Source organism: Craurococcus roseus (assembly GCF_039523795.1).
In the GTDB taxonomy this organism is placed as follows: domain Bacteria; phylum Pseudomonadota; class Alphaproteobacteria; order Acetobacterales; family Acetobacteraceae; genus Craurococcus; species Craurococcus roseus.
The window spans coordinates 1-26,191 of record NZ_BAAAFZ010000124.1 but is presented as its reverse complement, the minus strand read 5'-3'; the positions used below and the strand labels follow the sequence as shown (position 1 = coordinate 26,191).

Annotated in this window: 22 protein-coding genes; 5 read left to right on the top strand and 17 right to left on the bottom strand. The window is 72.5% G+C overall.

Going from position 1 to position 26,191, the window contains the following annotated elements; all coding sequences use genetic code 11:
* Positions 1 to 2,130: mechanosensitive ion channel family protein (locus ABD067_RS25785; RefSeq protein ID WP_343898303.1), on the top strand; the 2,130-nt coding region annotated here is incomplete at its 5' end.
* Positions 2,131 to 2,343: 213 nt separating this feature from the next.
* Here the strand turns inward: ABD067_RS25785 and ABD067_RS25780 are convergent.
* From ABD067_RS25780 to ABD067_RS25760, 5 genes are all read right to left on the bottom strand, one after another.
* Positions 2,344 to 2,751 (bottom strand): PIN domain-containing protein, encoded by a 408-nt coding sequence (locus ABD067_RS25780; protein WP_343898302.1) that lies wholly within the window; start codon positions 2,749 to 2,751, stop codon positions 2,344 to 2,346.
* 291 nt (positions 2,752 to 3,042) lie between these two features.
* Positions 3,043 to 3,843 carry an enoyl-CoA hydratase-related protein gene (locus ABD067_RS25775; RefSeq protein WP_343898301.1) on the bottom strand — a complete coding sequence of 267 codons (801 nt, stop codon included), beginning with the start codon at positions 3,841 to 3,843 and terminating at the stop codon, positions 3,043 to 3,045.
* A gap of 10 nt (positions 3,844 to 3,853) precedes the next feature.
* Positions 3,854 to 4,858, bottom strand: a complete 1,005-nt coding sequence (locus ABD067_RS25770; protein ID WP_343898300.1) for a Bug family tripartite tricarboxylate transporter substrate binding protein — start codon at positions 4,856 to 4,858, stop codon at positions 3,854 to 3,856.
* Between the two features lie 10 nt (positions 4,859 to 4,868).
* A complete protein-coding gene (locus ABD067_RS25765) occupies positions 4,869 to 5,789 on the bottom strand; it encodes a fumarylacetoacetate hydrolase family protein (protein WP_343898299.1) in 921 nt (306 codons plus the stop codon).
* 1 nt (position 5,790) lies between these two features.
* Positions 5,791 to 6,669: a TauD/TfdA dioxygenase family protein gene (locus ABD067_RS25760; protein ID WP_343898298.1), complete on the bottom strand. Its 879-nt coding sequence runs from the start codon at positions 6,667 to 6,669 to the stop codon at positions 5,791 to 5,793.
* 248 nt (positions 6,670 to 6,917) lie between these two features.
* On the opposite strand from ABD067_RS25760, the gene ABD067_RS25755 reads away from it, so the two are divergent.
* Entirely contained in the window at positions 6,918 to 9,137 is a 2,220-nt protein-coding gene (locus tag ABD067_RS25755; RefSeq protein ID WP_343898297.1) for an amylo-alpha-1,6-glucosidase, read from the top strand.
* Between the two features lie 48 nt (positions 9,138 to 9,185).
* Here ABD067_RS25755 and ABD067_RS25750 read toward each other — a convergent pair whose 3' ends face one another.
* The 5 genes from ABD067_RS25750 to aceA all read right to left on the bottom strand — a co-directional run bounded on the left by ABD067_RS25750 (position 9,186) and on the right by aceA (position 13,710).
* Positions 9,186 to 10,247 carry a glycosyltransferase family 4 protein gene (locus tag ABD067_RS25750; RefSeq protein ID WP_343898296.1) on the bottom strand — a complete coding sequence of 354 codons (1,062 nt, stop codon included), beginning with the start codon at positions 10,245 to 10,247 and terminating at the stop codon, positions 9,186 to 9,188.
* 393 nt (positions 10,248 to 10,640) lie between these two features.
* Positions 10,641 to 11,297, bottom strand: coding sequence for a phosphoribosyltransferase (locus tag ABD067_RS25745; protein ID WP_343898295.1), 657 nt, complete (start codon positions 11,295 to 11,297; stop codon positions 10,641 to 10,643).
* 146 nt (positions 11,298 to 11,443) lie between these two features.
* Positions 11,444 to 11,929, bottom strand: a complete 486-nt coding sequence (locus ABD067_RS25740) for a DUF2267 domain-containing protein (RefSeq protein ID WP_343898294.1) — start codon at positions 11,927 to 11,929, stop codon at positions 11,444 to 11,446.
* A gap of 202 nt (positions 11,930 to 12,131) precedes the next feature.
* Positions 12,132 to 12,311, bottom strand: coding sequence for a hypothetical protein (locus ABD067_RS25735; RefSeq protein ID WP_343898293.1), 180 nt, complete (start codon positions 12,309 to 12,311; stop codon positions 12,132 to 12,134).
* A 49-nt stretch (positions 12,312 to 12,360) separates the two neighbouring features.
* Positions 12,361 to 13,710: an isocitrate lyase gene (aceA, locus tag ABD067_RS25730; protein ID WP_343898292.1), complete on the bottom strand. Its 1,350-nt coding sequence runs from the start codon at positions 13,708 to 13,710 to the stop codon at positions 12,361 to 12,363.
* A gap of 134 nt (positions 13,711 to 13,844) precedes the next feature.
* Here aceA and ABD067_RS25725 point away from each other — a divergent pair, with 134 nt between their 5' ends.
* Positions 13,845 to 15,245 carry a helix-turn-helix domain-containing protein gene (locus ABD067_RS25725; protein WP_343898291.1) on the top strand — a complete coding sequence of 467 codons (1,401 nt, stop codon included), beginning with the start codon at positions 13,845 to 13,847 and terminating at the stop codon, positions 15,243 to 15,245.
* A 32-nt stretch (positions 15,246 to 15,277) separates the two neighbouring features.
* On the top strand, positions 15,278 to 16,339 hold the full coding sequence (locus ABD067_RS25720; protein WP_343898290.1) for a spore photoproduct lyase family protein: 1,062 nt from the start codon (positions 15,278 to 15,280) through the stop codon (positions 16,337 to 16,339).
* A gap of 300 nt (positions 16,340 to 16,639) precedes the next feature.
* Here ABD067_RS25720 and ABD067_RS25715 read toward each other — a convergent pair whose 3' ends face one another.
* The 7 genes from ABD067_RS25715 to ABD067_RS25685 all read right to left on the bottom strand — a co-directional run bounded on the left by ABD067_RS25715 (position 16,640) and on the right by ABD067_RS25685 (position 24,667).
* Positions 16,640 to 17,371 (bottom strand): class I SAM-dependent methyltransferase, encoded by a 732-nt coding sequence (locus ABD067_RS25715; RefSeq protein WP_343898289.1) that lies wholly within the window; start codon positions 17,369 to 17,371, stop codon positions 16,640 to 16,642.
* Between the two features lie 202 nt (positions 17,372 to 17,573).
* The gene (locus ABD067_RS25710; protein ID WP_343898288.1) at positions 17,574 to 19,145 is read right to left on the bottom strand and encodes a fatty acyl-CoA synthetase; all 1,572 of its coding nucleotides are present in this window, start codon (positions 19,143 to 19,145) and stop codon (positions 17,574 to 17,576) included.
* Between the two features lie 23 nt (positions 19,146 to 19,168).
* The gene (locus tag ABD067_RS25705) at positions 19,169 to 20,422 is read right to left on the bottom strand and encodes a cytochrome P450 (protein ID WP_343898287.1); all 1,254 of its coding nucleotides are present in this window, start codon (positions 20,420 to 20,422) and stop codon (positions 19,169 to 19,171) included.
* 70 nt (positions 20,423 to 20,492) lie between these two features.
* Positions 20,493 to 21,071, bottom strand: a complete 579-nt coding sequence (locus ABD067_RS25700) for a lipid-binding SYLF domain-containing protein (protein WP_343898286.1) — start codon at positions 21,069 to 21,071, stop codon at positions 20,493 to 20,495.
* A 71-nt stretch (positions 21,072 to 21,142) separates the two neighbouring features.
* The gene (locus ABD067_RS25695) at positions 21,143 to 22,084 is read right to left on the bottom strand and encodes an ABC transporter permease (protein ID WP_343898285.1); all 942 of its coding nucleotides are present in this window, start codon (positions 22,082 to 22,084) and stop codon (positions 21,143 to 21,145) included.
* Positions 22,081 to 23,034: an ABC transporter permease gene (locus ABD067_RS25690; protein WP_343898284.1), complete on the bottom strand. Its 954-nt coding sequence runs from the start codon at positions 23,032 to 23,034 to the stop codon at positions 22,081 to 22,083. Before ABD067_RS25690 ends, ABD067_RS25695 begins: the two co-directional genes overlap by 4 nt.
* Positions 23,035 to 23,041: 7 nt before the next feature.
* The gene (locus ABD067_RS25685; protein WP_343898283.1) at positions 23,042 to 24,667 is read right to left on the bottom strand and encodes an ABC transporter substrate-binding protein; all 1,626 of its coding nucleotides are present in this window, start codon (positions 24,665 to 24,667) and stop codon (positions 23,042 to 23,044) included.
* 291 nt (positions 24,668 to 24,958) lie between these two features.
* Here ABD067_RS25685 and ABD067_RS25680 point away from each other — a divergent pair.
* A partial coding sequence (locus ABD067_RS25680; protein ID WP_343898282.1) for a flagellar motor protein MotB occupies positions 24,959 to 26,191 on the top strand: 1,233 nt, incomplete at its 3' end.

The window sequence follows — 26,191 nt, the reverse complement described above, 5'->3', positions numbered from 1 at the left end:
CCGGCGCCGGCACCGGCGGCCGAGGCGACGGGGTCCGCCGGCCAGGGCGCCGCCGCCGCCGCCGCGCCGGCCGCGCCCGGCGGAGCCGCCGAACCGCTGATCGCGCCCAACACGGTCGGCGCGCAGATCCTGTCCGGCTTGTCGGGGCGGATCGAAGCGCTGTCCGAAGGCGCGTTGCGCGCCGCGCGCACCGTGGCGGACCTGCCGAGCCTCTGGTCCGGCATCGACAACATCGCGCGCGACCCGGTGGCGCGGGCGCGTTTGCAGGACGCGGCCTGGAAGTTGGCGCTGTTGCTCGGTGCCGGCCTCCTTGTGGAAGGGGTTGTCCACCGTTCGCTCGCCGGAGCGCGACGCAGGCTGGACGCGGCGGCGGAGGCGGACGGCCGCTGGACTTGGCTGCGCCGCGCGCCGCTGCTGCTGGGGCGGCTGCTGCTGGACCTCGTGCCCATCGCCGGCTTCGCGGTGGTCGCGCTCGGCATGTTCGGCGTGGTGCGGCCGTTGCCCACCACGCAGCTCGTCGGGCTGACGATGGGCCAAACCTACATCGGCGCGCGGGTCGCCTTCGTTCTGGCGCGAACCCTGTTCTCGCCGCGCTCGAAGCGGCTGCGGCTGATCCCCTGCTCGGACGAGGCGGCGGCGGCGTGGCTGTCCTGGCTGCGGTTGGTGCTGTCCGTGGGGGTGGCCGGTTACGCGCTGGCCGAGGCCGGGCTGCTCCTCGGCCTGCCCTGGGCGGCCTACGACGCCATCATCAACCTCACCCTGCTCGCCATCTCCCTGTTCGTCGTGCAGGTCGTGCTGCGGCACCGCCAAGCCGTGGCGGACGCCCTGCGCGCCGCCCCGCTGCGGCCCGGGGAGCAGCCGGACCGCGCCCGCCTGGTGCTGCGCGGCGCGCGCAACCAGTTGGCCAAGGTCTGGCACGTTCTGGTGATCCTGTGGCTCTTCGCCGGCTGGTCCGTTTGGGCGCTGGCGGTGGAGGACGGCTTCAACCGGCTGCTGAAGGGCACCCTGCTGACTCTGCTGGTCGCGGCCGTGGGCAAGGGGCTGGACGAGGGCATCTCGCGGCTGCTGGACCGCGCGCTCCGCCCCGACCCGGAGCTGGTGAAGCGGTACCCCGGCCTGCCGGCCCGCGCCGCGACCTACGTGCCGCTGACCAAGGCCGTGGTCTCCATCCTGATCGGCTGCGCGGGCGTGGTGCTGCTGCTGGAAACCTGGGGCGTGGACGCGCTGGGGTGGTTCGAGACCGGCACGCTGGGCGGTCGGCTGCTCGGCACGTTCACGTCCATCGGCCTGACGCTGCTGCTCGCCCTGGTGGTTTGGGAGGCGGCGAACACCGCCATCCAGCGGCGCCTGGCCCGCCTCTCGCGCGACAGCCACGCGGCGCGCTCCGCGCGGGTGCGCACGCTCCTGCCCATGCTCCGCACCGTGCTCGGCGGCGCCATACTGGTGTTCGTGGTGCTGAACGCGCTGTCCCAGCTCGGCGTGAACGTGGCGCCGCTGCTGGCCGGCGCCGGCGTCATCGGCGTGGCGGTGGGCTTCGGCTCCCAGACGCTGGTGCGCGACGTCATCACCGGCATCTTCCTGCTGTTCGAGGACGCGGTGGCGGTGGGCGACGTGGTGCAGCTCGGCGGGCTTTCGGGCGTGGTGGAGCACCTGTCGATCCGCGCCATAAAGCTGCGGGCGCAGGACGGGAGCGTCCACATCATCCCGTTCAGCGCCGTCACCACCGTGACCAACATGACGCGCGACTTCTCCTTCGCGGTGCTGGACGTGACCGTGGGTTACGGCGAGGACCCGGACACTGTGACGGAGGCGCTCCGCGAGATCGGCAAGGAGGTGCGGGCGGAGCCGAAGTGGAACGCCTTGATCCGCGACGACATCGACGTGTTCGGCGTGGAGAAGCTGGCCGATTCCGGGCTGCTGATCCGCGCCCGCGTCAAGACCGAGCCGTCGGCGCGCTGGAGCGTGGGCCGCGAGTTCAACCGGCGCATCATCCAGGGTTTCGAGGCGCGCGGCATAAAGATCCCCCGGCCGCAGCCGATGGTGATGGTGGAGCGCGCGCCGCCCAAGCCGCCGGAGCCCGAACCGCCGCAGGGGCAGCAGCAACCGCCGGTGCCGAAGGCGGCGGAGTAGCGCCGCGGCGGGACCGGCCGGTGGGGTGGGCGGCGTCTCACCCCGGCCCGCTCCCCCGGACGACCAACCCAGCGGCGGGGCGCGGCGCTGGCCGGCGTACCGATCACGGGGGGCGGGTCGGAGCACCCGCGGGCGGTGCTCAAGGCCGGCGATTGAGTGCGCGTGGACCCGGGGTGGAAGGTGGCGGAACTGCCGCGCCGGGCGCCGTGACGGTCACGGCTTGAACGGGTCGCGGATGGTCAGGGCGCCTTCGACCGTCTGCCCGTCCTGCATGTCTTCGGAACAAAGCTTGGCGCAGCCCGCCTCGAGCGCCGAAGCGATGACCAGGCTGTCGTAGAAGCCGTAGCCGAGGCGGGCCGCGATGCCGAGCGCGGCCTCGTGGGTGGCGAGGGTGATCGGCAGCGGCGGCGAGCAAAGGACGCGTATGTCGGAAAGCGCTTGCGCCACCTCGGGCCAGGGCTCGCGCAGCTTGCGGCGCGCCACGTTGGCGAACTCGTTCAACACCTGCACGCTGACCGCGCCGCCCCGTGCCAGCAGGTCGCGCGCCCGCTCCGAGCGCGGATCCGGTTGCAGCACGGCGTGGACCAGCAGGTTGGCGTCGAAGAAGACGCCGCCCCGCACTCGTCCTTGCCGCCCCGCTCGTTCGCCTCGTCACGGGAGAACTTGAAACCCGGCGGCAGCTTCCATGCGAGGGCCCGCAACCGTTCCAAAGCCTCCTCGCGCCTGCGGTCGCGCCCGACGCGCAGGGCGCGCTCGCCCGCGATCTCGACCTCGTCGCCCTCCAGATCGAGGATCTCGACGACGGCGGGGAGGCGCACCGCCAAGCTGTTGCCCCACTTGCCGACCTGCGTGGCTGGCCTCTTCGGATATGCAGCGAAGCCAGTGCATCCGACGGCCGTGCCGGCCTCAAGCCTACCCCACCTCCCACGCCGGCGGGCGCTTCTCCTGGAACGCCGCGATGCCTTCCTTCGCTTCGCCCACCGCGCAACGGGCGAAGGCGTCCGCGCCGGCGGCGGCGTAGCCCTCCGGCGCCACCGGGCCGAGGGCGGCGAGCAGCGCCTTGGTCTCGGCCACCGCGCCCGGCGCGCCGCGCAGCAGGTCCGCCACCAGCGCGGCCACGGCGGCGTCCAGCGCGGCGGCGTCCGGCAGCGCCTCGTGGACCAGGCCGATGCGCGCGGCGGCGGCGGCGTCCAGCACGTTCGCTTGCAGCACCATGCGCTGCGCGGCGGCGCGGCCGGTGCGGCGGACCACCCAGGGCAGGATCTGCGCCGCGACCAGGCCCCGCCGCACCTCCGGCGCCGAGAAGCGCGCCGTCGCGTCGCACAGCGCCACATCGGCGGCGCAGACGAAGCCCAGGCCCCCGGCGAAGGCGCCGCCCTGAACGCGCGCCACCACCACCTGCGGCAGCGCGGCGATGCGGGCGAAGCGCGCGCCGGTGGCGGCGTTGCGGGCGACCTGCGCGGCGAGCTTGGCCTGCTCGTCGCCCGGCGTTTCCGCCACCTCGCCGAGGTCGAGCCCGGCGCAGAAGTGGCCCCCGGCGCCCTCCAGCACCAGCACGCGGGCGGCGGCCCGGTCCGCCTCCAACTCGTCCAGCAGCCCGTCCATGGCGGCCATCATCGCCGCGCTCATGGCGTTGCGGCGGTGCGGGCGGTTCATCGCCGCGCGCACCACCGGGCCCTCGCGCCGCACCAGCAGCGGTTGCTCTTCGCTCATGCGGTCCCCTTCAGTCCACCGTCGCGCCGGTGGCGCGGACGATCGGCAGCCACTTCTCGATCTCGGCCGCTATGAATTCGCGGGTGCGCTCCGGCGTCAGGCCGGGCATCGCCTCGTTGCCGAGCTGCCGCAGCTTGCCGAGGACCTCCTCGCTGCGCAGCGCCACCTGGATCTGCTCGTAGAGGAATCGCACCACCGGCGCCGCCGTGCCCTTGGGCGCCGACCACGGCGTCCAGGTGGAGGCCTCGTACTGCGGCAGGCCGGCCTCGGGCGCGCTCGGCACCTCGGGCAGCAGCGGCGATCGCTCCCGCGCGCCGATGACCAGCCCCCGCACCGTGCCTTGCCGGATGTTGGGCGCGAGGAAGGAGACGGTGTCCACCTGGAAGTCCGTCCGCCCGGCCGCGAGGTCGCTGAAGGCCGGCGCCGAGCCGCGATAGGGGACGTGCAGCGCTTCCACGCCGAGCTGGTGCAGCAGCAGCGCCGCGGCGATGTGCCCGGTGGAGCCGTTGCCGGAGGAGCCGTACTGGAAGCGGTTGCGCTCGCGCTTCAGCAGGTCCCGGAACTCGGCGAGGGTGGCGGCCGGCAGCGCGGGCTTCACCGCGAGCAGGAGCGGCGAAAGGCTGCTGACCGTGATGTTCTCCAAGCCGGTGAGCGGGTGCGCCGGCAGGCTCTTGTACAAGCCGAGGTTCAGCGCGTGCGTGGACAGGGCGCCGACGAAGATCGTGTAGCCGTCCTGCGGCGAGGCGGCCAGGGCTTCGAGCGCCACCACGCCGCCGCCGCCGGGACGGTTCTCCACCACGAATTGCTGGCCCGTCTGCGCCGACAGGGCGCCGGAGATGAGGCGCGCGGTGATGTCGGCGTTGCCGCCGGGCGCGAAGGCCACCAGCACGCGCACCGGGCGGTTCGGGTAGTCGGTGCCCGGCGCGCGCGGGGGCTGCGCCGCGGCCCGCCGCGCCAGGGCCAAGCCGCCGGCGCCCAGGATGAGCGCCCGTCGTCGTCCGGCTATGCCCTTCATCGTGCTCCCCTCAGGCGACCGAGTGTTCGAGGACGCCGACGCGCTCCACTTCCATGCGCAGCCGGTCGCCGGAGCGGAGCCAGCGCGGCGGGTCGCGGAAGGCGCCCACGCCGGCCGGCGTGCCGGTGGCGATCACGTCGCCTGGCTCGAGCGTCATGAATCGGCTGAGGTACGAGACCAGCGCCGGGACGGGGAAGATCATGTCGCGCGTGTTCCCGTCCTGCACCAGCTCGCCGTTCAGCCAGCAGCGCACGGCAAGCGCCCAGGGCTCGCCCACCTCCTCCGGCGTGGCGATCCACGGCCCCATCGGGCAGAAGCCGTCCATGCCTTTGGCGAAGGAGGTCTGGGGTGGCGCGATGTCGAACTGGAACTCGCGCGCGCTGACATCGTCCAGCACGGTGTAGCCCGCGACGTGCTCGAGCGCCTTCGCCTCCGGCACGTCCCGCGCCGCGCGGCCGATCACCACGCCGAGTTCCGCTTCCCAATCCGGCTTGCGCACGGCTGCGGGGACGCGCACCGCGCAGCCGGGCGTCGCCACGGAAGAGGCGGGCTTGAGGAAGATCCGCGGCGCCTCCTGCTTCGGCCCGCCGACCTCGCGCGCGTGCTCGCCGTAGTTGCGGCCGACCCCGACGATCTTGCCAGGCCGCGGCACCGGGGCGAGCAGCTCCACGCCGGCGAGGGGGCTGCGCAGCGCTTCCCGCCCGGGCGCCGCCGCGAAGGTCAGGGCGCGGGCAGCGGCGACCAGCGATTCCTCGCCGAGCACCAGGAACGCCGTCATGTCGGAGGGGATCGCCTCCGCCGAACGGTCCGGCTCGCCGGCCGCGGCCAGCGCGCCGGCGAGCGCCGCCCGGAGGTCCACCACCTCGGCACCGCCGAGCACCGCCCCCAAGCGCGCGCTCCCCTTCCCGTCGCGGTAGCTCGCCAGCCGCATGTCAGGCCGCGAGGCGCGCGTAGTCGAGCGTCGCCATCACCTGCACGCGCAGGATGTAGCGCGGCTCGTCCGGTCCGTAATCGGCCACGGCGTTGTGCGTGGTGGCGATGTTGTCCCACATCAGCACGTCGCCGGGCGTCCACTTGTGGGAGTAGAGGTACTCCTCCCGCGACTGATGCTTGAACAGGAATTCGAGCATGGCGTCGCTCTCCGCCGGCTCCATGCCCTCGATCCGCACCGCGTAGCCCGGGTTGCAGTAAAGAACCCGACGGCCGGTGACGGGGTGGACGCGGAAGATGGGCTGCGAGACAGGCGGCTTGCGGCGGCGCTGCTCCTCGGTGAGCGGCGCTCGGCCGGAGCCGGGGCGGGTCCGCATCATCTCCCAGAACTTGTTGAAGTCGTGGATGGCGGTGCGGCCTTCCAGGCGCTCGCGCACCTCGGCGGGCAGGCCCTCGTAGGCGGCGTGCATGTCGCGGAACTGGGTGTCGCCGAGCGGCTTGCCGTCGCGCACAGGCACCCGCTTCGCGTGCAGCACGTTGGCGAGCGCGATCTCCTCCGAGTAGCTCATGTCGGTGTGCCAGCCCTGGCCGGCGTCGTTGAGGCCGACCGGCTTGCCGTCCTCCTTCATGTTGGAGAGGACCATCACCTCCGGCCGGCCGGGCGCGTGGAAACTGTTGGCCACGTTGTGCTCCAACTCGCCGAAGCGGGAGCCGAAGGCGGAGAGTTGCCCGGCATCGAGCGATTGGCCGGGGAAGCACAGCACCCCGCGCTCGCCGAGGGCGCGCAAGATCGTCCTGAAATCGCCGCCGGAGAGCGGTTGCGACAGGTCCACGCCCTCGACGCGGGCGCCGACGCCCTCCGGATTGGGGGTGATCCGCATGGCGTTTCCTTCGTTGCGCGCGCCGAAAGGCCGGCGCGCAGCGGGCTTTGCCGCCAGCGTTGCCGCCGCCCGCCCGGCCGTCAACGACGGCGCGGCGCGCGTCAACGCGGCCAAAGCGGCATCCGGCCCCAACTTGTGCTTGCGGTGGCACCGCCGTCTGGGTTTTTCTGCCCGCCATTCCGAACCGCAAGGTTGATGAAGCGGCGCCTGGCGCAACGAACCGGTACAGCGCAACTCCAAGGACGGCAATGAACGCAGCGACCCAGGCCAAGGCCGACTCGGCCGCCGAGAGCGGCGTGGACCCGCACTCGATCACCACGAGCATCTCGCTGCACGAGATGCGGCCGCGGATGCTGAAGCGGGACGACACCTTCGCGGTGCTCGACCGCAACGGCGACGCGATGCCGGCGCCCGGCGGCCCGGAAGGGCTGTACCACCGCGACACGCGGCACCTCTCGCGGCTGGAGTTGCGGTTGGCGGGGGAGAAGCCGCTGCTGCTCAGCTCCGCGGTTTCGGACGACGGCGCCGTGCTGACCTGCGACCTGACCAACCCGGACATCGCGGGCGACGGCCGGCGGCCCGAGATCGAGCACGACCAGCTCCACCTCCGCCGCTCCAAATTCTTGCGCAACAGCACCTGCTACGAGCGCATCACGGTGCGGAGCTACGCGAGCGAAACGCTGGCGCTGGACGTCGAGCTGCGCTTCGGCGCCGACTTCGCCGACCTGTTCGAGGTGCGCGGCGAGCGGCGGCCGCGCCGCGGCGTGCAGCACCGGCCGGAAACCGCGGCGGACGGCGTGACGCTCTCCTACACCGGCCTCGACGGCAAGCGGCGCGGGACGCGGCTCCGCTTCGACCCGGCCCCGGCCCGCGTTTCCGGCGACCGCGCCGCCTTCGACCTGACGCTGGCGCCCGGCGAACGCAGGACCATCCTGGTCGAGACCCGCTGCGAAGCGGAAGGCGTGGCCGCGGAGGACGGTCCGCCGCAGCCCGCGCGGGCCGCGTTCCTCCGCGCCTTGTGGGAGGACAGCCGCGCCCGCCGCGCCGCCATGGCCCGGACCGCCTCCGTCGCCACCTCCGACACCGGCTTCGACGAGATGATCGGCCGATCCGTCGCCGACCTCGCCATGCTCACCACCCAGACGCCCGAAGGCCCGTACCCCTACGCCGGCGTGCCGTGGTTCAGCACCGTGTTCGGCCGCGACGCGCTGGTGACGGCGTGGCTGGTGCTCTGGCTCGACCCCGCCATCGCGCTCGGCGTGCTGCGCCACTTGGCGGCGATGCAGGCGACGACGACCGACCACGCGGCCGATTCCGAGCCCGGCAAGATCCTCCACGAGGTCCGCAACGGCGAGATGGCGGAATTGGGGGAGGTGCCCTTCCGGCGCTATTACGGCTCCGTCGATTCCACGCCGCTGTTCGTGGCGCTGGCGGGCGCTTGGCTCGACCGCACCGGCGACGCGGAGACGCTGCGCCCGTTGTGGCCGAACATCGAGGCCGCGCTGCGCTGGATCGAGACCCACGGCGACCGCGACGGCGACGGCTTCGTCGAGTACGGCCGCATGACGGAGGCCGGGCTGGCCAACCAGGGATGGAAGGACAGTTGGGACTCCGTCATGCACGCGGACGGGACCTTGGCGAAGGGCCCGATCGCGCTGTGCGAGGTGCAGGCCTACGCCTACGCGGCCTACCGGGCGGGCGCCCGCATCGCCCGCGCGCTCGGCTTGCCGCACCAACGGGCGGACGCGTTGGAGAAGAAGGCCGAGACGCTGCGCGAGCGCTTCGAGGCGGCCTTCTGGTGCGAGGACATCGGCACCTACGCCCTGGCGCTCGACGGCGCGAAGAAGCCCTGCCGCGTGCGCTCCTCCAACGCCGGCCACGTGCTGCTCGGCGGCATCGCGGCGCCGGAGCGGGCGGCTGCGGTGGCGAAGCAACTGCTGAGCGGGGCGTTCCACTCGGGCTGGGGCATCCGCACGCTGGCGGTGACGGAGGCGCGCTACAATCCGATGTCCTACCACAACGGGTCGGTCTGGCCGCACGACAACGCGCTGATCGGCCTGGGGCTGGCGCGCTACGGCCACTACGCGGCGGCGGCGCGGGTGCTGGAAGGGTTGGCGGCGGCCGCCGGCAAGCTGGACCTCCGGCGCTTGCCGGAGCTGTTCTGCGGCTTCCCGCGGCGCGGCGGCCAGGGGCCGACGGCCTACCCGGTGGCGTGCGCGCCGCAGGCCTGGGCGGCGGCGGCGCCGATAGGCCTGCTCGGCGCTTGTCTCGGCTTGAGCTTCGACCCGGCGGAGCGGATCGTGCGGCTGGAGCGGTCCGTCCTGCCGAACGGACTGGACCGGGTGATGCTTCGCGGCCTCTCGATCGGCGACGCGCGCATAGACCTCAACCTGCGCCGCGCCGCCGATTCGGTGGCGATGAGCGTATCCGGCCGCAACGGGGACATCGGCGCGGTCCTGGTGGCCTGAACCGGCGCGCGGCGGCGGGGGAGCGCCTCGCCGCCGCGCGGCCCTGCGCTACTCCGCGGCGATGGCGCGCATCGGCGGAACCCTGCCGCGCGCCAGCTTGGTGTAGAGGGCGACGTGGTCCTCCGCCATGCGGCGGGCGGTGAAGCGTTCCTCGAACCGCTGGCGCACCGCGGCGCGCGACAGGCCCGGGAGGCGGTCCACCGCGCGGACGGCGCCCTCGATGTCGTCGACGATGAAGCCGGTGCGCCCGTCCTCGATCACCTCCGGCACGGAGCCGTGGTTGAAGGCGATGACCGGCACGCCGCACGCCATGGACTCGATCATGACCAGGCCGAAGGGTTCGGGCCAGCCGATCGGGAACAGCAGGGCGTGCGCGCCCGACAGGAACTCCGCCTTCTGGTGCTCGCCGATCTCGCCGATGAACTCGACGTGGGGCTGCGACAGCAGCGGGCGGATCTGCTCGTCGAAGTAGTCGCGGTCGGCGCGGTCCACCTTGGCCGCAATCTTCAGCGGCACGCCGCAGCGGCCGGCGATCTCGATGGCGCGGTCCACGCGCTTCTCTGGGGAGACGCGCCCCAGGAAGGCGAAGTAGGACGGGCGGGCGCCCTCGCGCGGCGTCAGCAGCCGCTCCGGCAGGCCGTGGTGGATGGTGGCCGACCAGTTCGCCCACGCCATCGGCTTCCGCTGCGAATCCGAGATCGAGATCAGCGGCGCGTCGGCGTGCAGCTCGTAATGCGGCCAGATCTCCGGCAGGTCGAGTCGGCCGTGCAACGTCGAGACGAAGGGCGTCGGCTGCCGCGTGAACAGCGACATGGGCCAGTAGTCCATGTGGAAGTGCAGCGCGTCGAACTCGTGGGCCCGCCGGAACACCCGCTCCAGCGCCATCAAGGGCGGCGCCATGGGGTCGCCGATGTCAGGATCGAGGCGCAGCGCGCGTGGGGCCATGGCGGCCAGCTTGGCCTGCGTGACGGAATCGCCGCTGGCGAACAATGTGACGTCGTGGCCGAGCGCCACGAGTTCTTCCGTCAGGTAAGACACGATCCGCTCCGTCCCGCCATAAAGCTTGGGGGGGACGGCTTCGAAGAGCGGCGCGATCTGCGCGATTCTCATCTTTTGGTTTTCTCCTGCCCGGCCCGGCGTTTCGACATGCGGGCAGCGGACGTCCTTCGGGTCATTGCTGACGTCCCATTAAAGCCGCGAATCCGTCGAGAAGATGGCGCATCCTTTGCTTCGAAGAGGCGAAGGCGATGCTCACGGTTATGTGGGGCGTCCAGGAGCGCATCATCGCAGGGCGGAACCCGACGCGCGGCGGGGCGTCGTGGGCCCTTTCCTTCGGTTACGGCGCGTGCTGGTTGCTTCCACATTTGTCGTTCCGGATGCGGGGCGCCCGGCGCGCCGCCGCTTTCGGCACCACCGGGCCACCACCCGGCAGGGACGCGGTCGATACGCTCGTGGACGGGGTGAGTTCCTCGGCATGATTGTTTTGCGGTCCGCCCTCGCCGCTCACCCCGCCGCGCCTTCACGACCACCGAGGGCGAGCAAGGCGACCACTTCGGCGTCGTCCAACTGGTGGAAGTCGGCGTAGAACGCGCCGACCGAGCCGAGGTCCGCCGGTTCGGCCAGGAACACCGCCTCGTCGCACAACGCCCGGAGCGCTTCTGCGGTGTCCTTCGGCGCGACGGGCGACGCGAGGACGCGCCGGGCTGCGCCCGCGCGCGCCAGCGCGGCCAACGCGGCGCGCACGGTCGCGCCGGTGGCGATGCCGTCGTCAACGACGATGGCGGTGCGGCCGCGGGTCGGCACCGGCGGCCGGCCACGCAGCCAAAGGCGCCGCCGGCGCGCGATCTCCCCGAGTTGCCGTTCCGCTTCTTGCGCGATCTCGTCCGGGGAAACGCCCAGCGCCCGGACGATGCGGTCGTTCAACACGGTTTGCGGCGGATCGCCTTCCACCACGGCGCCCAATGCGAGTTCGGGCTGTTCGGGCGCGCCGATTTTCCGCGCCAGCAAGAGATCGAGCGGGGCGTCGAGCGCTTCCGCGATCGGGACGCCGACCGGTACGCCGCCCCGCGGCACGGCGAGTACGACGGGGTCCGCGCCCCTGAGATGCCGCAGTCGCTCCGCCAACCGGCGGCCGGCCTCTGCCCGATCGTGGAAAACCATGCGCGTCCTGCTCCTGGGGCGGAGGCGGCCCGGCACCGCGCCGGCCTCCCGGTTCGGCGAAACCAAGCGGCGGGCCCGGCGGCAGGGTTCTAACATTCGCGGCCACCGAAGCGGCCGAGCCCGGCGCCTGTTCCCGCGCCGCGCGGTCACGCCGCGGAGGTGGCGCCCTGCCGGCGCTGGTCGTTGGCCGGGAACTGCACGGCGGCCACCTCGGTCCAGAGGTCCTGCACCGGCTGCGGCAGGGCTTCGACCAGCTTGCCCACCTGTCCGGGGTCCATGTGGTGCGAGAGCGCGCGGAAAACGGCTTGCGCCGCGTCGCGCGGGTCCATCGGCGCCGCGCCGGCGAGCCCGTCCGAAACGCGATCGAGGAAGCCTTCGAGCGTGCGCGCCTTGTCCGGCTGGTCCGAGGGCCGCCAGCCGTCGTAGTAGAGGCCGCGCACCAAAAGCGGGAGTTGCGCGCCGACATGCGCCGCGAGGTCGAGCGGCACCCGATTCCGAAGGGCGTGCAACACGGCGCCCAACGCGTGCCATGCGGTTTGCCGGTCCGCGCCGGTCCGTTCCGCTATCTCGTTCAGCCAGATGTTGGTGGTCTGGAGGGTCTTGTCGAAGACTTCGAGCCCGGTTGCCGCCATCGTGCCGTCCCCCGTCGTCTTGCGCCGCGCCTCGCGCGGGACACAGTCCGCTCCGCGCGGTGCGGTTGCGATGAGGGATGGAAACGCGGCTGGTGGCGCCGGGATCACAACGGCGCAGCAACATCCCGGTCGCCGCCGCCGCGGCGGGCCGGGAACCGGCCGGCGGACGGGCGCCGTGGCCGGCGCCCGTCCATGGCGAGGATCAGCCCCGCGCCCAGTCGTGCCCGTGGACCAAGCCGTCGTCGAAGGACTCTTCCGCCGGGCTCGCGGAGAGGGACGCGGTCGTCTGCGCACCCATGGACTTCGCGCCGCCGGCGGGGGTGGAGGGCTCGGAAGCCCAGTTGTGGCTATGCACCAAGCCGTCGTCGTAGGTGTCGTCCATCGTCTCGTTTCCCTTTCCGTTTTGGTTTCCGTTGGGCGGCGCGGCCGGCCTATTTCGCCGGCGCCGGCTGGCGCGCGTCGTCGTGGTCGTGGAACTGCGCAGCTTCCGTGCTGTGGGCGAGCGCGGTGGTGGAGGACTGGCCGCCGCCGGCCGCGGTGGCGACGGCGTCGAAGTAGCCGACGCCCACCTCGCGCTGGTGGCGCACCGCGGTGAAGCCCTCGGACTCAGCCGCGAACTCCGCCTGCTGCAACTCGGAGTAGGCGCCCATGCCGCGGTCCTTGTAGCCGCGGGCCAGCTTGAACATGGACAGGTTGAGCGAGTGGAACCCGGCCAGGGTCACGAACTGGAACTTGTAGCCCATGGCGCCGATCTCGCGCTGGAACTTCGCGGCGGCATCGACGCCCATCTTCCGCTGCCAGTTGAAGGACGGCGAGCAGTTGTAGGCGAGCATCTTGCCCGGGAACTCGCGCTGGACCGCCTCCGCGAACTCGCGCGCGTCGTCGAGGTCGGGGTCGGAGGTCTCCCACCACAGCAGGTCGGCGTAGGGCGCGTAGGCGAGGGAGCGGGCGATCGCGTACTTCTTGCCGACGCCCGGCTTGATCCGGAAGAAGCCTTCCGGCGTCCGCTCGCCGGAGATGAACGGCCGGTCGCGCTCATCGACGTCGCTGGTCAGGAGCTGCGCGCTCTCGGCGTCCGTGCGGCAGAGCAGCACGGTGGGCACGCCCTCCACGTCGGCGGCGAGGCGCGCGGCGTTCAGGGTGCGGATGTGCTGGGAGATCGGCACCAGCACCTTGCCGCCCAGGTGGCCGCACTTCTTCTCGGAGGCGAGCTGGTCCTCGAAGTGGACGCCGGCGGCGCCCGCCTCGATCATCGCCCGCATCAGCTCGTAGGCGTTGAGCGCGCCGCCGAAGCCGGCCTCGGCGTCGGCCACGATCGGCGCCATGTAGTGCGTCTGGTCGTCCGCCTTGCCGTCCGCGCGCTCCATCGTGGCGATCTGGTCGGCGCGGCGCAGCGCGTTGTTGATGCGGCGCACCACGGTCGGGACGCTGTCCACCGGGTAGAGCGACTGGTCCGGGTACATGGTGGAAGCCGAGTTGGCGTCCGCCGCCACTTGCCAACCGGACAGGTAGATGGCCTTGAGGCCGGCCTTCACCTGCTGGAGCCCCTGCATGCCAGTGAGCGCGCCGAGCGTGTTCACGTAGGGCTCGGTCTTCAGCAACTGCCAAAGGCGGCGCGCCCCCATGTCGGCCAAGGTGTGCTGGACCCGGAAGGAACCGGCCAGGCGCGCCACGTCCGCGGGGGTGTAATCGCGGCGGATGCCCTCGAAGCGGCCGGGCTCTGGCCGGTCGCCGCCGAAGGTGCCGTCGGGCGCGTGGGTCGGTGTCGGGTTGGGGCGCATATGGTCTCCTGTTGCGCTGCTCGCGTGAATAATTCACATTGCGGGCGCGAAGTTCAGCCCCTTTCCCGTGCTTTCCTGGTAAGGAAGTGGCGGTCTTCACAAACGGGTACTGTGAATTTGTAAAGGATGTGAAGATGTCCCGGGCCTTGATCGGCCGGACGGTGCGGCGGCTGCGGATGGACAAGGGATTGGCGCAGCAGGCGCTGGCCGCCCGGCTCGGCATCTCCGCCAGCTACCTGAACCTCATCGAGCACGACCAGCGCGCCGTCACCGCCACCCTGCTCATCAAGTTGACCGAGGCGTTGCAGGTGGATCTCGCCGCCCTGTCCGGCGCCCGGGAGCGGGCGCTGGAGACCGGGCTGCGCGAGGTGCTGTCCGACCCGTTGCTCGGGCTGGAAACGGTGCCGGAGGAGGAGGTCGCGCAACTCGCCGGCAGCGCCCCCAACGCCGCCCGCGCCGTGCTGGCGCTCTACCGGGCGTGGCGGGTGGCGCGCGAGGACTCCGGCGGCATCGCGCTCCCCACCGGCCGGCGCGTCCTGCTGCCCACGGAGGAGGTGCGCGACTTCTTCCACGACCGCGCCAACCACTTCGCCGAACTCGAAACCGTGGCCGAGGCGGTGGGGCGCGAGATCGGCGCCGCGCCGGCCGAGCTGAACTTCGCCATCGCCGAGCGGCTGCGGCGCCAGCACGGCGTTTCCGTGAACTACGGCCCGCTGCCCGGGGCGCTGCGGCGCTACGACCCCGCGGCGCGGCGGCTCGACCTGTCGGAGAGCCTGCCCCGCCAGACCCGCGGCTTCCAGCTCGCCTATCAGTTGATGATGCTGGAGGCGCGCGAGGCGGTGGAGGCGGTGGCCAACGCGGCCGAGCCCTCGACGCCCGAAGCGGGCACCATGCTCCGCATCGGCCTGCTCAACTACCTCGCCGCCGCGCTGCTGATGCCTTACGAGGCCTTCCTGGGCGCGGCGCGCGAGCTGCGGCACGACATGCAGGCGGTCGCCGCGCGCTTCGGCGTCTCCTTCGAGCAGGCCTGCCACCGCCTCTCCACCATGCAGCGGGAAGGGGCGCGGGGCGTGCCCTTCTTCTTCCTGCGGGTGGACCCGGCCGGCAACGTCTCCAAGCGCTTCAGCGCCGCGGCCTTCCCCTTCGCGCGCTTCGGCGGCTCCTGCCCGAAGTGGATCGTCCACCAAGCCTTCGCCACGCCGGGGGAGGTGCGGGTGCAACTCGCGCAGTTGCCGGACGGCGGCACCTTCCTGTGCTTCGCCCGCACCGTGCGCGGGCCGGCGGCGCGCTGGGGCGAGCCGGCGCCGGTCCACGTGATCGCCATGGGCTGCGACATCTCCCGCGCGCCGGAGGTGGTCTACGGCGACGGATTGGACCTGGAGAAGGCGATGGTCGGCATCGGCCTCTCCTGCCGGCTGTGCGACCGCATGGACTGCCGCAGCCGCGCCTTCCCGCCGCTGGAGCACCGGCTGTCGCTGGACCCCATGGTGGGCGGCGTCACGCCCTACCGGTTCGAGCCGCCCAAGGGCCGCTGACCCGCGGGCGGCCCATGCCCATATGCGGAGGGATGACCCCGACCGCGCCGATCCTCGACGTCCGCCGCATCTACCTGGAGCCGGCGGTGGAAGGGCACGCGCGGGGCCGGGAGATCCTGGCGCGCTTCCCGGACGCGGAGCGCATTCCTGTCCAATCCCACTGGCGCATCCCCGACTTGCGCGAGGGCGACCCGGAGGAGTGGCTGCCCCGCAAGCGCGAGGTGCTGGTGCTGGGCGTCAAGAAGGGGCTCCAGATGCGCCCCAACGGCCGCAGCGCCGACTTCATCGCCGCGTCCTCCTCCAATGGCTGTGCGATGGCCTGCGCCTACTGCTACGTCGCGCGCCGCAAGGGCCACGCGAACCCGATCACCGTTTTCGTCAACATCGACGAGATCGGTGCCTCCACCGCCCGCCACGCGCAGGGCCTCGGGCCGAAGCGGGAGCCGAACCAGGTGGACCCGCGAGATTGGGTGTACGACCTGGGCGAGAACGGCGACCTTTCGGTGGACGCGCTGATCTCGGACAACGTGCGCGACTTGGTGGCGCTGTTCCGCGGCCTGCACAACGCGAAGGGCAGCTTCGCCACCAAATGGGTGAACCCCGGCTTGTTGGACTACGACCCGCAAGGGCGCACGCGCGTCCGCATGTCGCTGATGCCGCACGGCATGGCCAAGCTGCTGGACGTGCGGACCTCGCCCGTCTCCGAGCGAATTGCGTTCATCGGCGAACTGCACCGCGCCGGCTACGAGGTCCACCTGAACTTCTCGCCCGTGGTGCTGCACGAGGGTTGGGAAGCGGAGTGGACCGCGCTGTTCGAGGAGCTGGACGACGCGCTGCCCGCGCCAGTGAAACGCCAGCTCGCCTCCGAGGTCATCATGCTGACCCACAACGCCGGGCTGCACGAGGTCAACCTCGCTTGGCACCCGAAGGCCGAGACGGTGCTGTGGCGGCCGGACATCCAGGAGGAGAAGCAGTCGGAGGTGGGCGCGACCAACCTGCGCTACCGCACCGGCTGGAAGGGGCGGTGGCTCGCGCGGTTCAAGGCGCTGCTGGCGGAGCGGATGCCCTACTGCCGGGTGCGGTACGCGTTCTGATTCCGCCCTGCACAAGTCCTGACACATCCTCCCATAGTCGCCGCGGAAGTGGGACCCACCCGGCCATGGGCCCTGCTTCCGCGGGGGCGACACCGAGGGGCAAGACTCACGCCGGCTGGTACAAAGCGATGAACGGACGCGGGCGCTGCGGTTCCGCCTTCGCGGAAGCGTGAGCTGTGGCAGCGAGGACCGAGAATGGAGCGATCAACTCGCGGGCGTCGACCGGGCGGGTCTCGCTTCGTTTGTCCTGGGCGGACGCGGACATGGCCGTTCGCGGGGCTATGCGCGGGTGACGGCCGGCTACCCGACCCGCTCGCACAGCACGCAGTGGGCGTGGTCCTCCCAGGTCCACTCGTCCCGGATGTCGAAGCGGAGCAGTTGCAAGAGGCTCCGGAACGAGTGGATCGTGAACAGCCACCAGTAAGGCCAGTGGTTGAGCCGCCCGTCCGGCATCACATGCGGCATCTTCACGCCCGGCGCGCGCGGGCGCGGGGCCGTGTCGTCGATGCTCCAACCGAACTTCGTTCGGTAGTGCAGGCGCAACACGTCGCGCTCGGCTTCCGACAAGCCGGGCAGGAACAGCGCTGCGCCGCTCGGCAAGGCCAGCGTACCGGCGGCGTTCTCAACCCGTTGCGGGCAGACGACGGTGTTGACGATCAGCCATCGGCCGGTGACGCGGCGCAGGTTGTCCACCGCGGCGACCGGGTCCGGGCAGTGGTAGAGGACGCCGGTGCAGTGCACGACGTCGGAGGGCGGCAGCCGCTCGGCCAGGTCGGCGCGGGTGACGTCCACCTCGGCGTGGCTGTCGTAGGCGTCCCTGGCGATGCCGTGCTTGTACATCAGCTTGTGGAAGAAGCGCCAGTATTCCGAGTCGGCGGGCTCGATGTCCGCCATCGCGCTGCGCGCGGCGCCGGCGGCGACCGACTGCGTGACACGCTCTTGCTTCGACCACTCGCCGATGCCGCCGATGTCCACGAAGCTGCGGCCCGGCACGATGTCGGCGATCCAACGGTGGATCGGATCCCCGTCCATGCGGCGTGCCCCCTTGCCCTGCGCGGCGGCAGCTTTCGCGGGCGTTCTCCCGGTTGTCAACGACGCGGACGCCGGAAGGCGTTCCCGATCCGGGTGCCGCGTGCCGGTCGGTGTCGGTGGGGAAAGCGAGTTCCGGAACGAGCCAGAGAATGCGCCCGCGGGCGCCCGTTCCGGATCGCCGACCGGAGGGGCCGACGATGGGTCAGCCCACGCCCGGCAGCGCCTCCGCCCGGCCGCCATAAGCCGCCCGCAGCTCGCGCTTGAGCAGCTTGCCCGCCGTGTTGCGCGGCAGGCTCTCCGCCAGGATCACGCGCTTGGGCAGCTTGAAGGCGGCGAGGTTGGGGCGCGCGTGCTCGATCAGCTCCGCCTCGCCGGCGTCGTGGCCGGGGCGGAGCACGACCACCGCCGTCACCGCCTCCACCCAGCGCGGGTCGGGCAGGCCCACCACGGCGCATTCGGACACGGCGGGATGGGTGAGGATGGCGTCCTCCACCTCCCGGCTCGCCACCAGCACGCCGCCGGTGTTGATGACGTCCTTGGTGCGGTCGACGACCGTGATGTAGCCCTCTTCGTCCATCGTGCCCACGTCGCCGGAGTGGAACCAGCCGCCCTCGAACGCGGCCTCCGTCTCCTCCGGCCTGCCCCAGTAGCCGACCAGCAGTTGCGGCGAGCGGTGGACGATTTCGCCGCGTTCGCCGGGCGGCACGTCGCGCATCCCCGCGTCCACGATGCGCGTCTCCACCGTGGACACGGGGCGTCCCACGGACGCGGGCCGCGCCTCGTGCTCCTCCGGCCGCAGCACGGTCGCCAGCGGCGCGATCTCGCTCTGGCCGTAGCAGTTGTAGGGCAGGGCGCCCGGCAGCCGGTCCCGCAACTCCCGCAGCACCGGCACGGGCATGATAGCGGCGCCGTAGTAGATGCGCCGCAGCGAGGACAGGTCGCGCGCGCCGAATTCCGGGTGGCGGAGCAGGGCGATCCAGACGGTCGGCGGCGCGAAGAAGGAGGTGATCCGCTCCGCCTCGATCAGGGCCAGTACGCGCGAGGGCTCCGGCGCCTCGATCAGCAGCGTTTCCGCGCCGACCAGGAGCTGCGGCATGGTGAAGGCGTGCATCTGCGCCGTGTGGTAGAGCGGCAGCGCGGCCAGCGCGCGGTCGGCGGCGCTGTAGTCCAGCGCCTGCGCGGCCCCGGCGTACTCGGCGACGTAGGCGCGGTGGGTCATCATCGCGCCCTTCGGCGCGCCGGTGGTGCCCGAGGTGTAGATGATCTGGACCAGGTCCGTGTCCGCCAGCCCGTCGTCCGGCGGTGCCTCGCCCGGCGGCCGGTCCCAGGCCGGGTCCAGCGCCGCGGCGAGCGCGTCCAGCCCGCCCCCACCGCCCTCCGCGATGGTCCCGCGCAACCCCACGTCCTGCCCGGAAGCGGCCGCCAGCGCCGGGTCGTGCAGCAGCGCCCGCGCCCCGCACTGGCCGACGATGTAGCCCAGCTCCGTCGCGGTCAGCGCGTAGTTGGCCGGCACGTGGACCAGCCCGGCGCGGGCGCAGGCGAGCCAGAGCAGCAGGTAGCCGTCCGAGTTCCGTCCGTAGGCCACCACCCGGTCGCCGCGCGAGAAGCCGGCGCCGAGCAAGGCGCGCGCCACCCGGTCCGCCGCGCGGTCCAAGTCGGCGAAGCTCCACCGGCGGTCGGCGAAGCGCAGCGCCGTGCGGTCCCGGAACCGCCGCGCGGCCCGCCGCAGCGCGTCTCCCACCGTGTCGCGCGTGGCGCGGGCGATCGGGTCCATCCGCGTCCTCCTCCTCCACTCGGTCAGTGCAGCACGGCCGGCAGGCGCCCGAAGCCGCGGAAGCGCGCGCGCAGGTCGCGCTCCGGCGCCCCGTCCAGCGCGTAGCGCGAGAAGCGTTCGAGGAACATCGACAGCGCCACGCGCGCCTCCAGCCGCGCCACCGCCAGCCCGGCGCAGACGTGCGGCCCGCCCGCGAAGCCGAGGTGCGGGTTGGGCTTGCGGCCGAGGTCCAGCCGGTCCGGGTCCGCGAACACCTCCGGGTCGCGGTTGGCGCCGGCGATGCACAGGTTGATCAGCGCGCCTTCCGGCAACTCCACGCCGCCCACCGAGCAGGCCCGCAGCGCCCGGCGGTTGCCGAGCTGCACGCTGCTCTCGTAGCGCAGGAACTCCTCCACCGCGGTCTTCATCAGTTCCGGCCCGCCGGCCAGCAGCCGCTCCCGCTCGCGCGGCCAAAGGCAGAGCAGCCACAGCGCGCCGCCGATCAGGTTGGTGGTGGTCTCGTGCCCGGCGTTGAGGATGAAGATGCAGTTCTGCAACAGCTCCGGCTCGGTCAGCCGTTCGCCGTCCGCCTCGCCGCGGATCAGGCGCGTCAGCACGTCCTTCTCCGGGTCGCCCGGCCGTCGCCGCCTGTCGGCCACGAGGCGCGCGAGGTAGTCGCAAAACTCGACCACGGCGCGGTTGCCCCAGGCGAGCGCCTCCGCGGTCGGCACCGGCTCCAGCGCGCCGAGGATGCCGAGCGACCAGTCCCGGAGCGGCCCCCGGTCCCCCCGCGGCACGTCGAGCAGGTTGCCGATCACCTCCACCGGGATCGCCGCCGCGAAGTGTTCGATCAGGTCCACCCGCCCGCCCGGTGCCTCCTCCATCCGGTCCAGCAGCCCGTCGACCAGCGACACCACGCCTTCCTCCATCGCCGCCACTGCGCGCGGGGTCAGCGCCCCGGTGATGAGGCGGCGGACGCGGGTGTGCAGCGGCGGGTCGTTGAAGATCAGGCTGGTGGTGTGGTGCTCCAACAGCGGCGTGCCGGCGCCGAACTTGGGCGTGAACTCGACGTGCTTGTCGGAGGAGAAGGTCGCCGTGTCGCGGTAGATGGCGAAGAGGTCGGCGTGGCGGGTGAGGAACCAAGTCCCGTCCGGCAGGCGGTGAACCGGCGAGTGCCGGCGCAGCGCCCGGAAGAAGGGATAGGGGTCCTCGTAGAAGGCGGGCGGCAAGGCGCGCAGGTCGAAGCCGCGCACCAGCCCCGCTTCGTCGTCCGCGACCACCGCCGCCGCTCCGCCCATGGCGCCCCTCCTCCGTTGCGGGGGAGGTTAGGGGCGCCCGAGTGGCTTCCGCAACGGCGGCGGGCCGGCCTCAAGCCTCCGGGTTGATCCGCGAGATCTTGGTGCCTTCCAGCGCCAGGGAGGCCATCAGCCCCTGCTGGTTGAAGGTGACGGCGTAGACCGGCTCCAGCACGGTGGTCGCCGTGATGTTCATCTGCGCGCCCTGGTCCAGCACGACCACCGAGGGGCCGGTGCCGATCTGCCACCCGTCAGCCCGCATCAGCGCCGCCACCGCCTCGTCCGTCATGAAGAACATGGCGAGGCCCGCGGTCTGGGCGCCGGCCAGCAGGCCGAGCGAAGCGCCGGCGATGTTGTAATAGCCCCGGATGTTGCCGTCCGGGCCGAGCGCCGCGCCCTCGCCGTACTGGCCGCCGACGATGAAGCCGCCGCTGATGATGCGCGGGAAGATCAGCATGGCCCGCGCGTCCTGCAGCAGCCGCGGCGAGAGGTTGGGGAGGTTCCGCAGGGTGACCATCGCCGCCGCGACCTGGGCGTCGATTTCGCGCTTGGTGGCGGCGGCGGCTTGGCGCCGCGGAACGGCGGCGAGGACGGCCGCGGCCCCTCCAGCGAGCAGGAGGGGGCCGAAACCGCGGCGGGTGAGGGTTGTCATGGTCTGGAACTCCGGGAGTTGTCGCGTCGCCCGCCGCAACGCGCGGCGGGCGCCAAGGCTCCCGACCGCCGTCAGCCCTTCACGTCCATCGCCTGCCGCAGCCCGTCGCTCAGCAGGTTGAAGCAGATGGAGGTGACGAAGATGCACGCCCCCGGCAGCACCGCCACCCAGGGCTGCACGTAGATCGCGGTCCGCAGCGTGTTCAGCATCAGGCCCCATTCCGGCTCCGGCGGCTTGGTGCCGAGGCCGAGGAAGGAGAGGCCCGACGCCAGGATCATGCACACCGAAATGAGCGAGGTGGCGTAGACGAAGATCGGCCCCAGCACGTTGCCGAGCACATGGACGCGCACCACCGTGAACCCGCCCGCGCCCGAGGCCCGCGCCGCGTCCACGAAGTCCAGGTTCCGCACCCCCTGCGTCACGCTCTCCGCCACGCGGATGATGGGCGGCACGAACACCAGCGTCAGCGCCAGGATGGCGTTGAAGATGCCCGCCCCCAGCGCGCCGGAGATGGCCACCGCCAGCAGCACGGAGGGGAAGGCGTAGAACACGTCGGTCGTCCGCATGATGAGCATGTTCACGCGTCCGCCGGCGTAGCCCGCCAGCACGCCCAGCACGGTGCCGATGCAGAAGGCCAGCACCACCGGCACGATGCCGATGAACCAGGAAAGCCGCCCGCCGTAGAGCAGGCGCGACAGGATGTCCCGCCCCAGCTCGTCCGTGCCGAGGAGGTAGCCGGGCGTGCCGATGGCGCGCAGCCGCCGGATCATGCTGCCCTGGTAAGGGTCGTGCGGCGCCAGCAGCGGCGCGAACACGATCGCCAGCAGCATCAGCAGCAGGATCGCGGCGCAAACGATCGTCACCGGGTCGCGCCGCACCCGCCGCCACACGCCCGCCCAGTAGCCGCGCGAGCGCTCCGGCGCCTGCCGCGCCTGCACCGCGAGTTCCGCCTCGGCCGCCGTCGGCGCCGGGGCGGCGGCGCCCATGCGGGCCTGGTCGATGGCGCTGCTCATGCGCGCTTGATCCTCGGGTCGAGGGCGGTTTGCACCAGATCCACCAGCAGGTTCAACGCCACGAAGAACATGGCTAGCACCAGGATGGTCCCCTGGAGCACGGGGAGGTCGCGCTGGAAGATGGCGCTGTTCAGCAGCAGCCCCGTTCCCGGCCAGGAGAACACCGTCTCCACCAGGATGGAGCCGCCCATCAGGTAGCCGAGCTGGAGGCCCATCACCGCCAGCGCGTTCGGCGCCGCGTTCTTCACCACGTGGAGGAACACGTCCCACCGCCGCAGCCCCTTGCCGCGCAGCGCCACCACGAATTCCTGGTTCATGATCTCGGCCACGATGCCGCGCACCGTGCGCGTCACGATGCCCATGGGTATGACCGAGAGCGTGACGGTGGGCAGGATCAGGTGCTTGAAGTGCTCCCAGTCCCACGCCCAATCGGACGAGCCGCCCGGCCCCGCGCCCATCGCCGGCAAGAGGTTCCACTGCACGGAGAACAGCACCACCAGCACCATGCCGAGCCAGTAGTGCGGCACGGACACGCCCGCGACCGCCAGCCCCACCGCCGCCCGGTCGAGGAAGGAGCCGCGGAAGGTGCCCGCCAGCCCGCCCAGCACGCAGCCCAGCACGAACCCGAGCAGCGAGGCCGCGACCGCCAGCATCAACGTGTTGCCGATGGCCGTGCTGAGGTCCGACCAGACCGGCCGCCCCGTGGCGAGCGACCGGCCGAGGTCGCCCTGCACCACCTTCCACAGCCACAGCCCGAACTGCACCGGCAACGGTTGGTCCAGCCCGTAGTCGCGCCGCACCTGCTCCACCACGTCGGCCGGCGCGTCGGCCGGGACGATGGCGTTGATCGGGTCGCCCGGCGCGATCTGCACCAGCATGAAGCACACGAACCCCACGGCCAGCGCGATGGGGATCGCGTAGACCAGCCGGCGGAACAGGTAGATCAGCATCGGAGTCCTATTGGATGTAGGGCAGCTTCACGTCCACGAACCAGCTCTGCGGCTGCACGAAGCCCTTGACGCGCGGGCTCATGGCGCGCGGCGAAACGTCGTGCGCGAACCAGATGAACAGCGCCTCGTCCACCCCAGCCGCGTGCAGGCGGCCCAGCGCGGCGTCGCGCGCCGCCGGCTCGAAGGTGTTGCGCGCCTCGCGGATCAGCGCGTCGAAGCGCGGGTCGTTGAAGAAGCCCCAGTTGTTAGAGGCCGGCGGCGCCATGCGGCTGTCGTAGAAGCGGGCCAGCGCGAAGAACGGGTCCATGGTGGAGATGGAGACGTTGATCGCGTGCGCGCCGCGCGCGGTGGCGTCCGTGCAGCCGCGCCGCCAGTTGGTGAACAGCGTGTTCCAGTCCACCACGTCGAACTCGACGTTGACGCCCACCTCCTTGAGGCTCTGCTGGATGAACTCGTTCATCGGCAGCGGCTGCATCTGGCCGGAGCCGGACGCCGAGATCTGCACCTTCACCGTCAACGGCCGCTGCGGCCCGTAGCCGGCTTCGGCCAGCAGGCGCCGCGCTTCCGCCTTGTCGGTCTTGATCTGGAACGAAGGATTGCCCCACCAGGGGTGGCCGGGCTGCACCGTGCCCACCGCTGGCACCATGAAGCCGCCGAGGAGCTGCTTCAGCCCCTCGCGGTCCACGCCGAGGTTCAGCGCCTTGCGGACCCGCACGTCGCGCAGCGGCGAGGATTCGGCGAAGCAGGGCTGCCAGGGCCAGAAATGCGGCTGCACGTTCTGCGTGATGGCCATGTTGCGGGCGCGGAGCTGCGGCACCGCGTCCGGGGAGGGCGCCTCGATCCAGTCCACCTGGCCGGAGAGCAGCGCCGCGGTGCGGGCGTTGGCGTCCGGGATCGGCAGGAGGACGATGCGCTCCGCCTTGGCCTTGTCGCCCCAGTAGGCGTCGTTGCGGACGTACTCGGCGCGCTCGCGGGCCACGAAGCGGGCCATGCGGAACGGGCCGGTGCCGGAGGGCGTGGCGGCGAAGGCGTTCCACGCGGCTTCGGCGTTGGGCGCCGCGGCCCGCAGCTTCTCCCACTGCGCCGGCGAGGCCATGAACAGGTTGGTCAGGTTGTAGGGCAGGAAGCTGTCGGGCTCCGCCGTGATCAGCGCCACCGTGTGCTCGTCGATCTTCTCCGCCCGGCGCAGCGCCGGCATCCGCGACGCGGTGAGCCCCACCTGCCGCGGGTCGTAGTGCGGCGCCTCGCGGTCCAGCACCTTGCGGACGTTCCACACCACGGCGTCGGCGTTGAAGTCGCTGCCGTCGTGGAACTTCACGCCCCGGCGCAAGCTGAACACCCAGCGCGTCTTGTCCGCCTCGTCCACCTTCCATTCCAGCGCGAGGCCGGGGACCAGCGGCGTCGGCCGGTCGCCGCGCGACAGGTCCCATGCGATCAGCGGGTCGTAGAGCGGGATGCCGGTGAAGCGGTTGCCCTCGAAGCCCTGGTCGGGCTGGCCGTGCGTCAACGGGATGTCGGCGGCGGTCATGCCGATGCGGATGGTCCCGCCGCCGCCCTGGGCCGCGGCCGGACCGGGCACGGCGGCGGCGGCGAGGAAGGCGGCGGCGAGCAGCAGGCGGCGTCGCGGTGTCATCTCTCGTGTTCTTCCTTGTTCCGAGCCCCCTCCCGGGGCGCCGCGGGTTCCGGCCGGGTCATCCTGCCTCGGTTACGACATCCGGCAAGGGCCGCCGTGCCACTCGGCGCAGCAAGCCCCGTGCCACCCCAAACGGCGGGCGATCCGGGCCGCGGCGCCGCCCGCCCTGCCCAACCGCGCGCCAGCCTGCCCAACGCGCCTGCCCAGCCCGGGGGCGCCCCGGCTTAGCCCGGCGTTAACCCCCGCGCCGCAGGATGCGCGCCGTCACGGCACCACGGAGCGGGTTCCAAAATGGGACGGCGAAACGGGCAAGACGGCGGGACCACCATCGTCCTCAAGCGGGAAGAGGCGGCCGGGCACGGCCACCACGGCGGCGCCTGGAAGGTCGCCTACGCGGACTTCGTCACCGCCATGATGGCCTTCTTCCTCCTGATGTGGCTGCTCAACGCCACCTCGGAGGAGCAGCGGCGCGGCCTCGCCGACTACTTCGCGCCCTCCAACGTCTTCGGCCGCAACACCAGCGGCACCGGCCAGCCCTTCGGCGGCAGGACCCTGAACTCGGAAGGGGAGATGTCCTCCGACGCCGGCGCCATCCGCGTGGAGCGCGGCCCGGTGCCCGTCCGCCTCGACATCGAGGAAGAGGAAGGCGAAGCGCCGCTCACCCCGAACACGCCCCTGGCCGGGGCGCCGCCGGCGGAAACGGTGGCGCGGGCCGAGGAGCCCGAAGCGCGGGACGCCGGCACCGAAGAGGACCGGGCGCAACTCGCAGCCGCGGGCGGCGCCGCGTCCGACCCCGCCGCGGCCGGAGCGGCGCGTCCGGCCTCTGCCACCCCAGCCGACGAGCCGCAGGCCGCCGCCGCGATGGCCGCCGTGGCGCAAGCGGCGCAGCGACCGGAGCCCCAGCCCACCGAGGCCGCGCCCGGGTCGCCGGACGCGGACCCGGCCTCCACCGCCACGCTCCCCGCCCTGGCCCCCCCGGCCGCCGAGCGGCTTGCCGACGCGGCGCTCCGCGCGGAGCTGCACCGGCGCGAGCGCGCCGCCTTCGAGCGCGCCGCGGCCGAGCTGCGCGCCGCCGTGCGCGACGACCCCGACCTCGCCGACCTCGCCCGCCAACTCGTGGTGGAGCAGGTGCCCGAGGGCCTGCGCATCCAGATCCTCGACGCCGACCGGCAGCCCATGTTCGCCACCGGCGGCGCCGTGCCGAACGACCGCGCCCGCCTGCTGATCCAGAAGGTAGCGCAGGTGGTCGCGCGGCTGCCCAACGCGCTGGCCATCGCCGGCCACACCGACGCCTCGCCCTTCCGCGGCGGCGGCGCCGAGCGCGGCAACTGGGAGCTGTCGGCCGACCGCGCCAACGCCGCCCGCCGCCTGCTGCTGGACGGCGGCATCGCCGAAGCGCGCCTCCAGAGCGTGACCGGCCACGCCGACCGCACGCCGCTCCTGCCCGCCGAACCCTTGGCCGCCGCCAACCGCCGCGTCGCCATCACCCTGCTGCGCCAAGCGCCGGCGCCGGACGCGGGCCCG

Coding starts and splice junctions, on each gene's coding strand:
- ABD067_RS25710 (WP_343898288.1), bottom strand. CDS start 19,145: ATGGACCCGATCGCCCGCGCCACGCGCGACACGGTGGGAGACGCGCTG.
- ABD067_RS25700 (WP_343898286.1), bottom strand. CDS start 21,071: ATGACAACCCTCACCCGCCGCGGTTTCGGCCCCCTCCTGCTCGCTGGA.
- aceA (WP_343898292.1), bottom strand. CDS start 13,710: ATGCGCCCCAACCCGACACCGACCCACGCGCCCGACGGCACCTTCGGC.
- ABD067_RS25740 (WP_343898294.1), bottom strand. CDS start 11,929: ATGGCGGCAACCGGGCTCGAAGTCTTCGACAAGACCCTCCAGACCACC.
- ABD067_RS25745 (WP_343898295.1), bottom strand. CDS start 11,297: ATGGTTTTCCACGATCGGGCAGAGGCCGGCCGCCGGTTGGCGGAGCGA.
- ABD067_RS25725 (WP_343898291.1), top strand. CDS start 13,845: ATGTCCCGGGCCTTGATCGGCCGGACGGTGCGGCGGCTGCGGATGGAC.
- ABD067_RS25755 (WP_343898297.1), top strand. CDS start 6,918: ATGAACGCAGCGACCCAGGCCAAGGCCGACTCGGCCGCCGAGAGCGGC.
- ABD067_RS25695 (WP_343898285.1), bottom strand. CDS start 22,084: ATGAGCAGCGCCATCGACCAGGCCCGCATGGGCGCCGCCGCCCCGGCG.
- ABD067_RS25715 (WP_343898289.1), bottom strand. CDS start 17,371: ATGGACGGGGATCCGATCCACCGTTGGATCGCCGACATCGTGCCGGGC.
- ABD067_RS25770 (WP_343898300.1), bottom strand. CDS start 4,858: ATGAAGGGCATAGCCGGACGACGACGGGCGCTCATCCTGGGCGCCGGC.
- ABD067_RS25690 (WP_343898284.1), bottom strand. CDS start 23,034: ATGCTGATCTACCTGTTCCGCCGGCTGGTCTACGCGATCCCCATCGCG.
- ABD067_RS25685 (WP_343898283.1), bottom strand. CDS start 24,667: ATGACACCGCGACGCCGCCTGCTGCTCGCCGCCGCCTTCCTCGCCGCC.
- ABD067_RS25760 (WP_343898298.1), bottom strand. CDS start 6,669: ATGCGGATCACCCCCAATCCGGAGGGCGTCGGCGCCCGCGTCGAGGGC.
- ABD067_RS25750 (WP_343898296.1), bottom strand. CDS start 10,247: ATGAGAATCGCGCAGATCGCGCCGCTCTTCGAAGCCGTCCCCCCCAAG.
- ABD067_RS25765 (WP_343898299.1), bottom strand. CDS start 5,789: ATGCGGCTGGCGAGCTACCGCGACGGGAAGGGGAGCGCGCGCTTGGGG.
- ABD067_RS25705 (WP_343898287.1), bottom strand. CDS start 20,422: ATGGGCGGAGCGGCGGCGGTGGTCGCGGACGACGAAGCGGGGCTGGTG.
- ABD067_RS25720 (WP_343898290.1), top strand. CDS start 15,278: ATGACCCCGACCGCGCCGATCCTCGACGTCCGCCGCATCTACCTGGAG.
- ABD067_RS25735 (WP_343898293.1), bottom strand. CDS start 12,311: ATGGACGACACCTACGACGACGGCTTGGTGCATAGCCACAACTGGGCT.
- ABD067_RS25775 (WP_343898301.1), bottom strand. CDS start 3,843: ATGAGCGAAGAGCAACCGCTGCTGGTGCGGCGCGAGGGCCCGGTGGTG.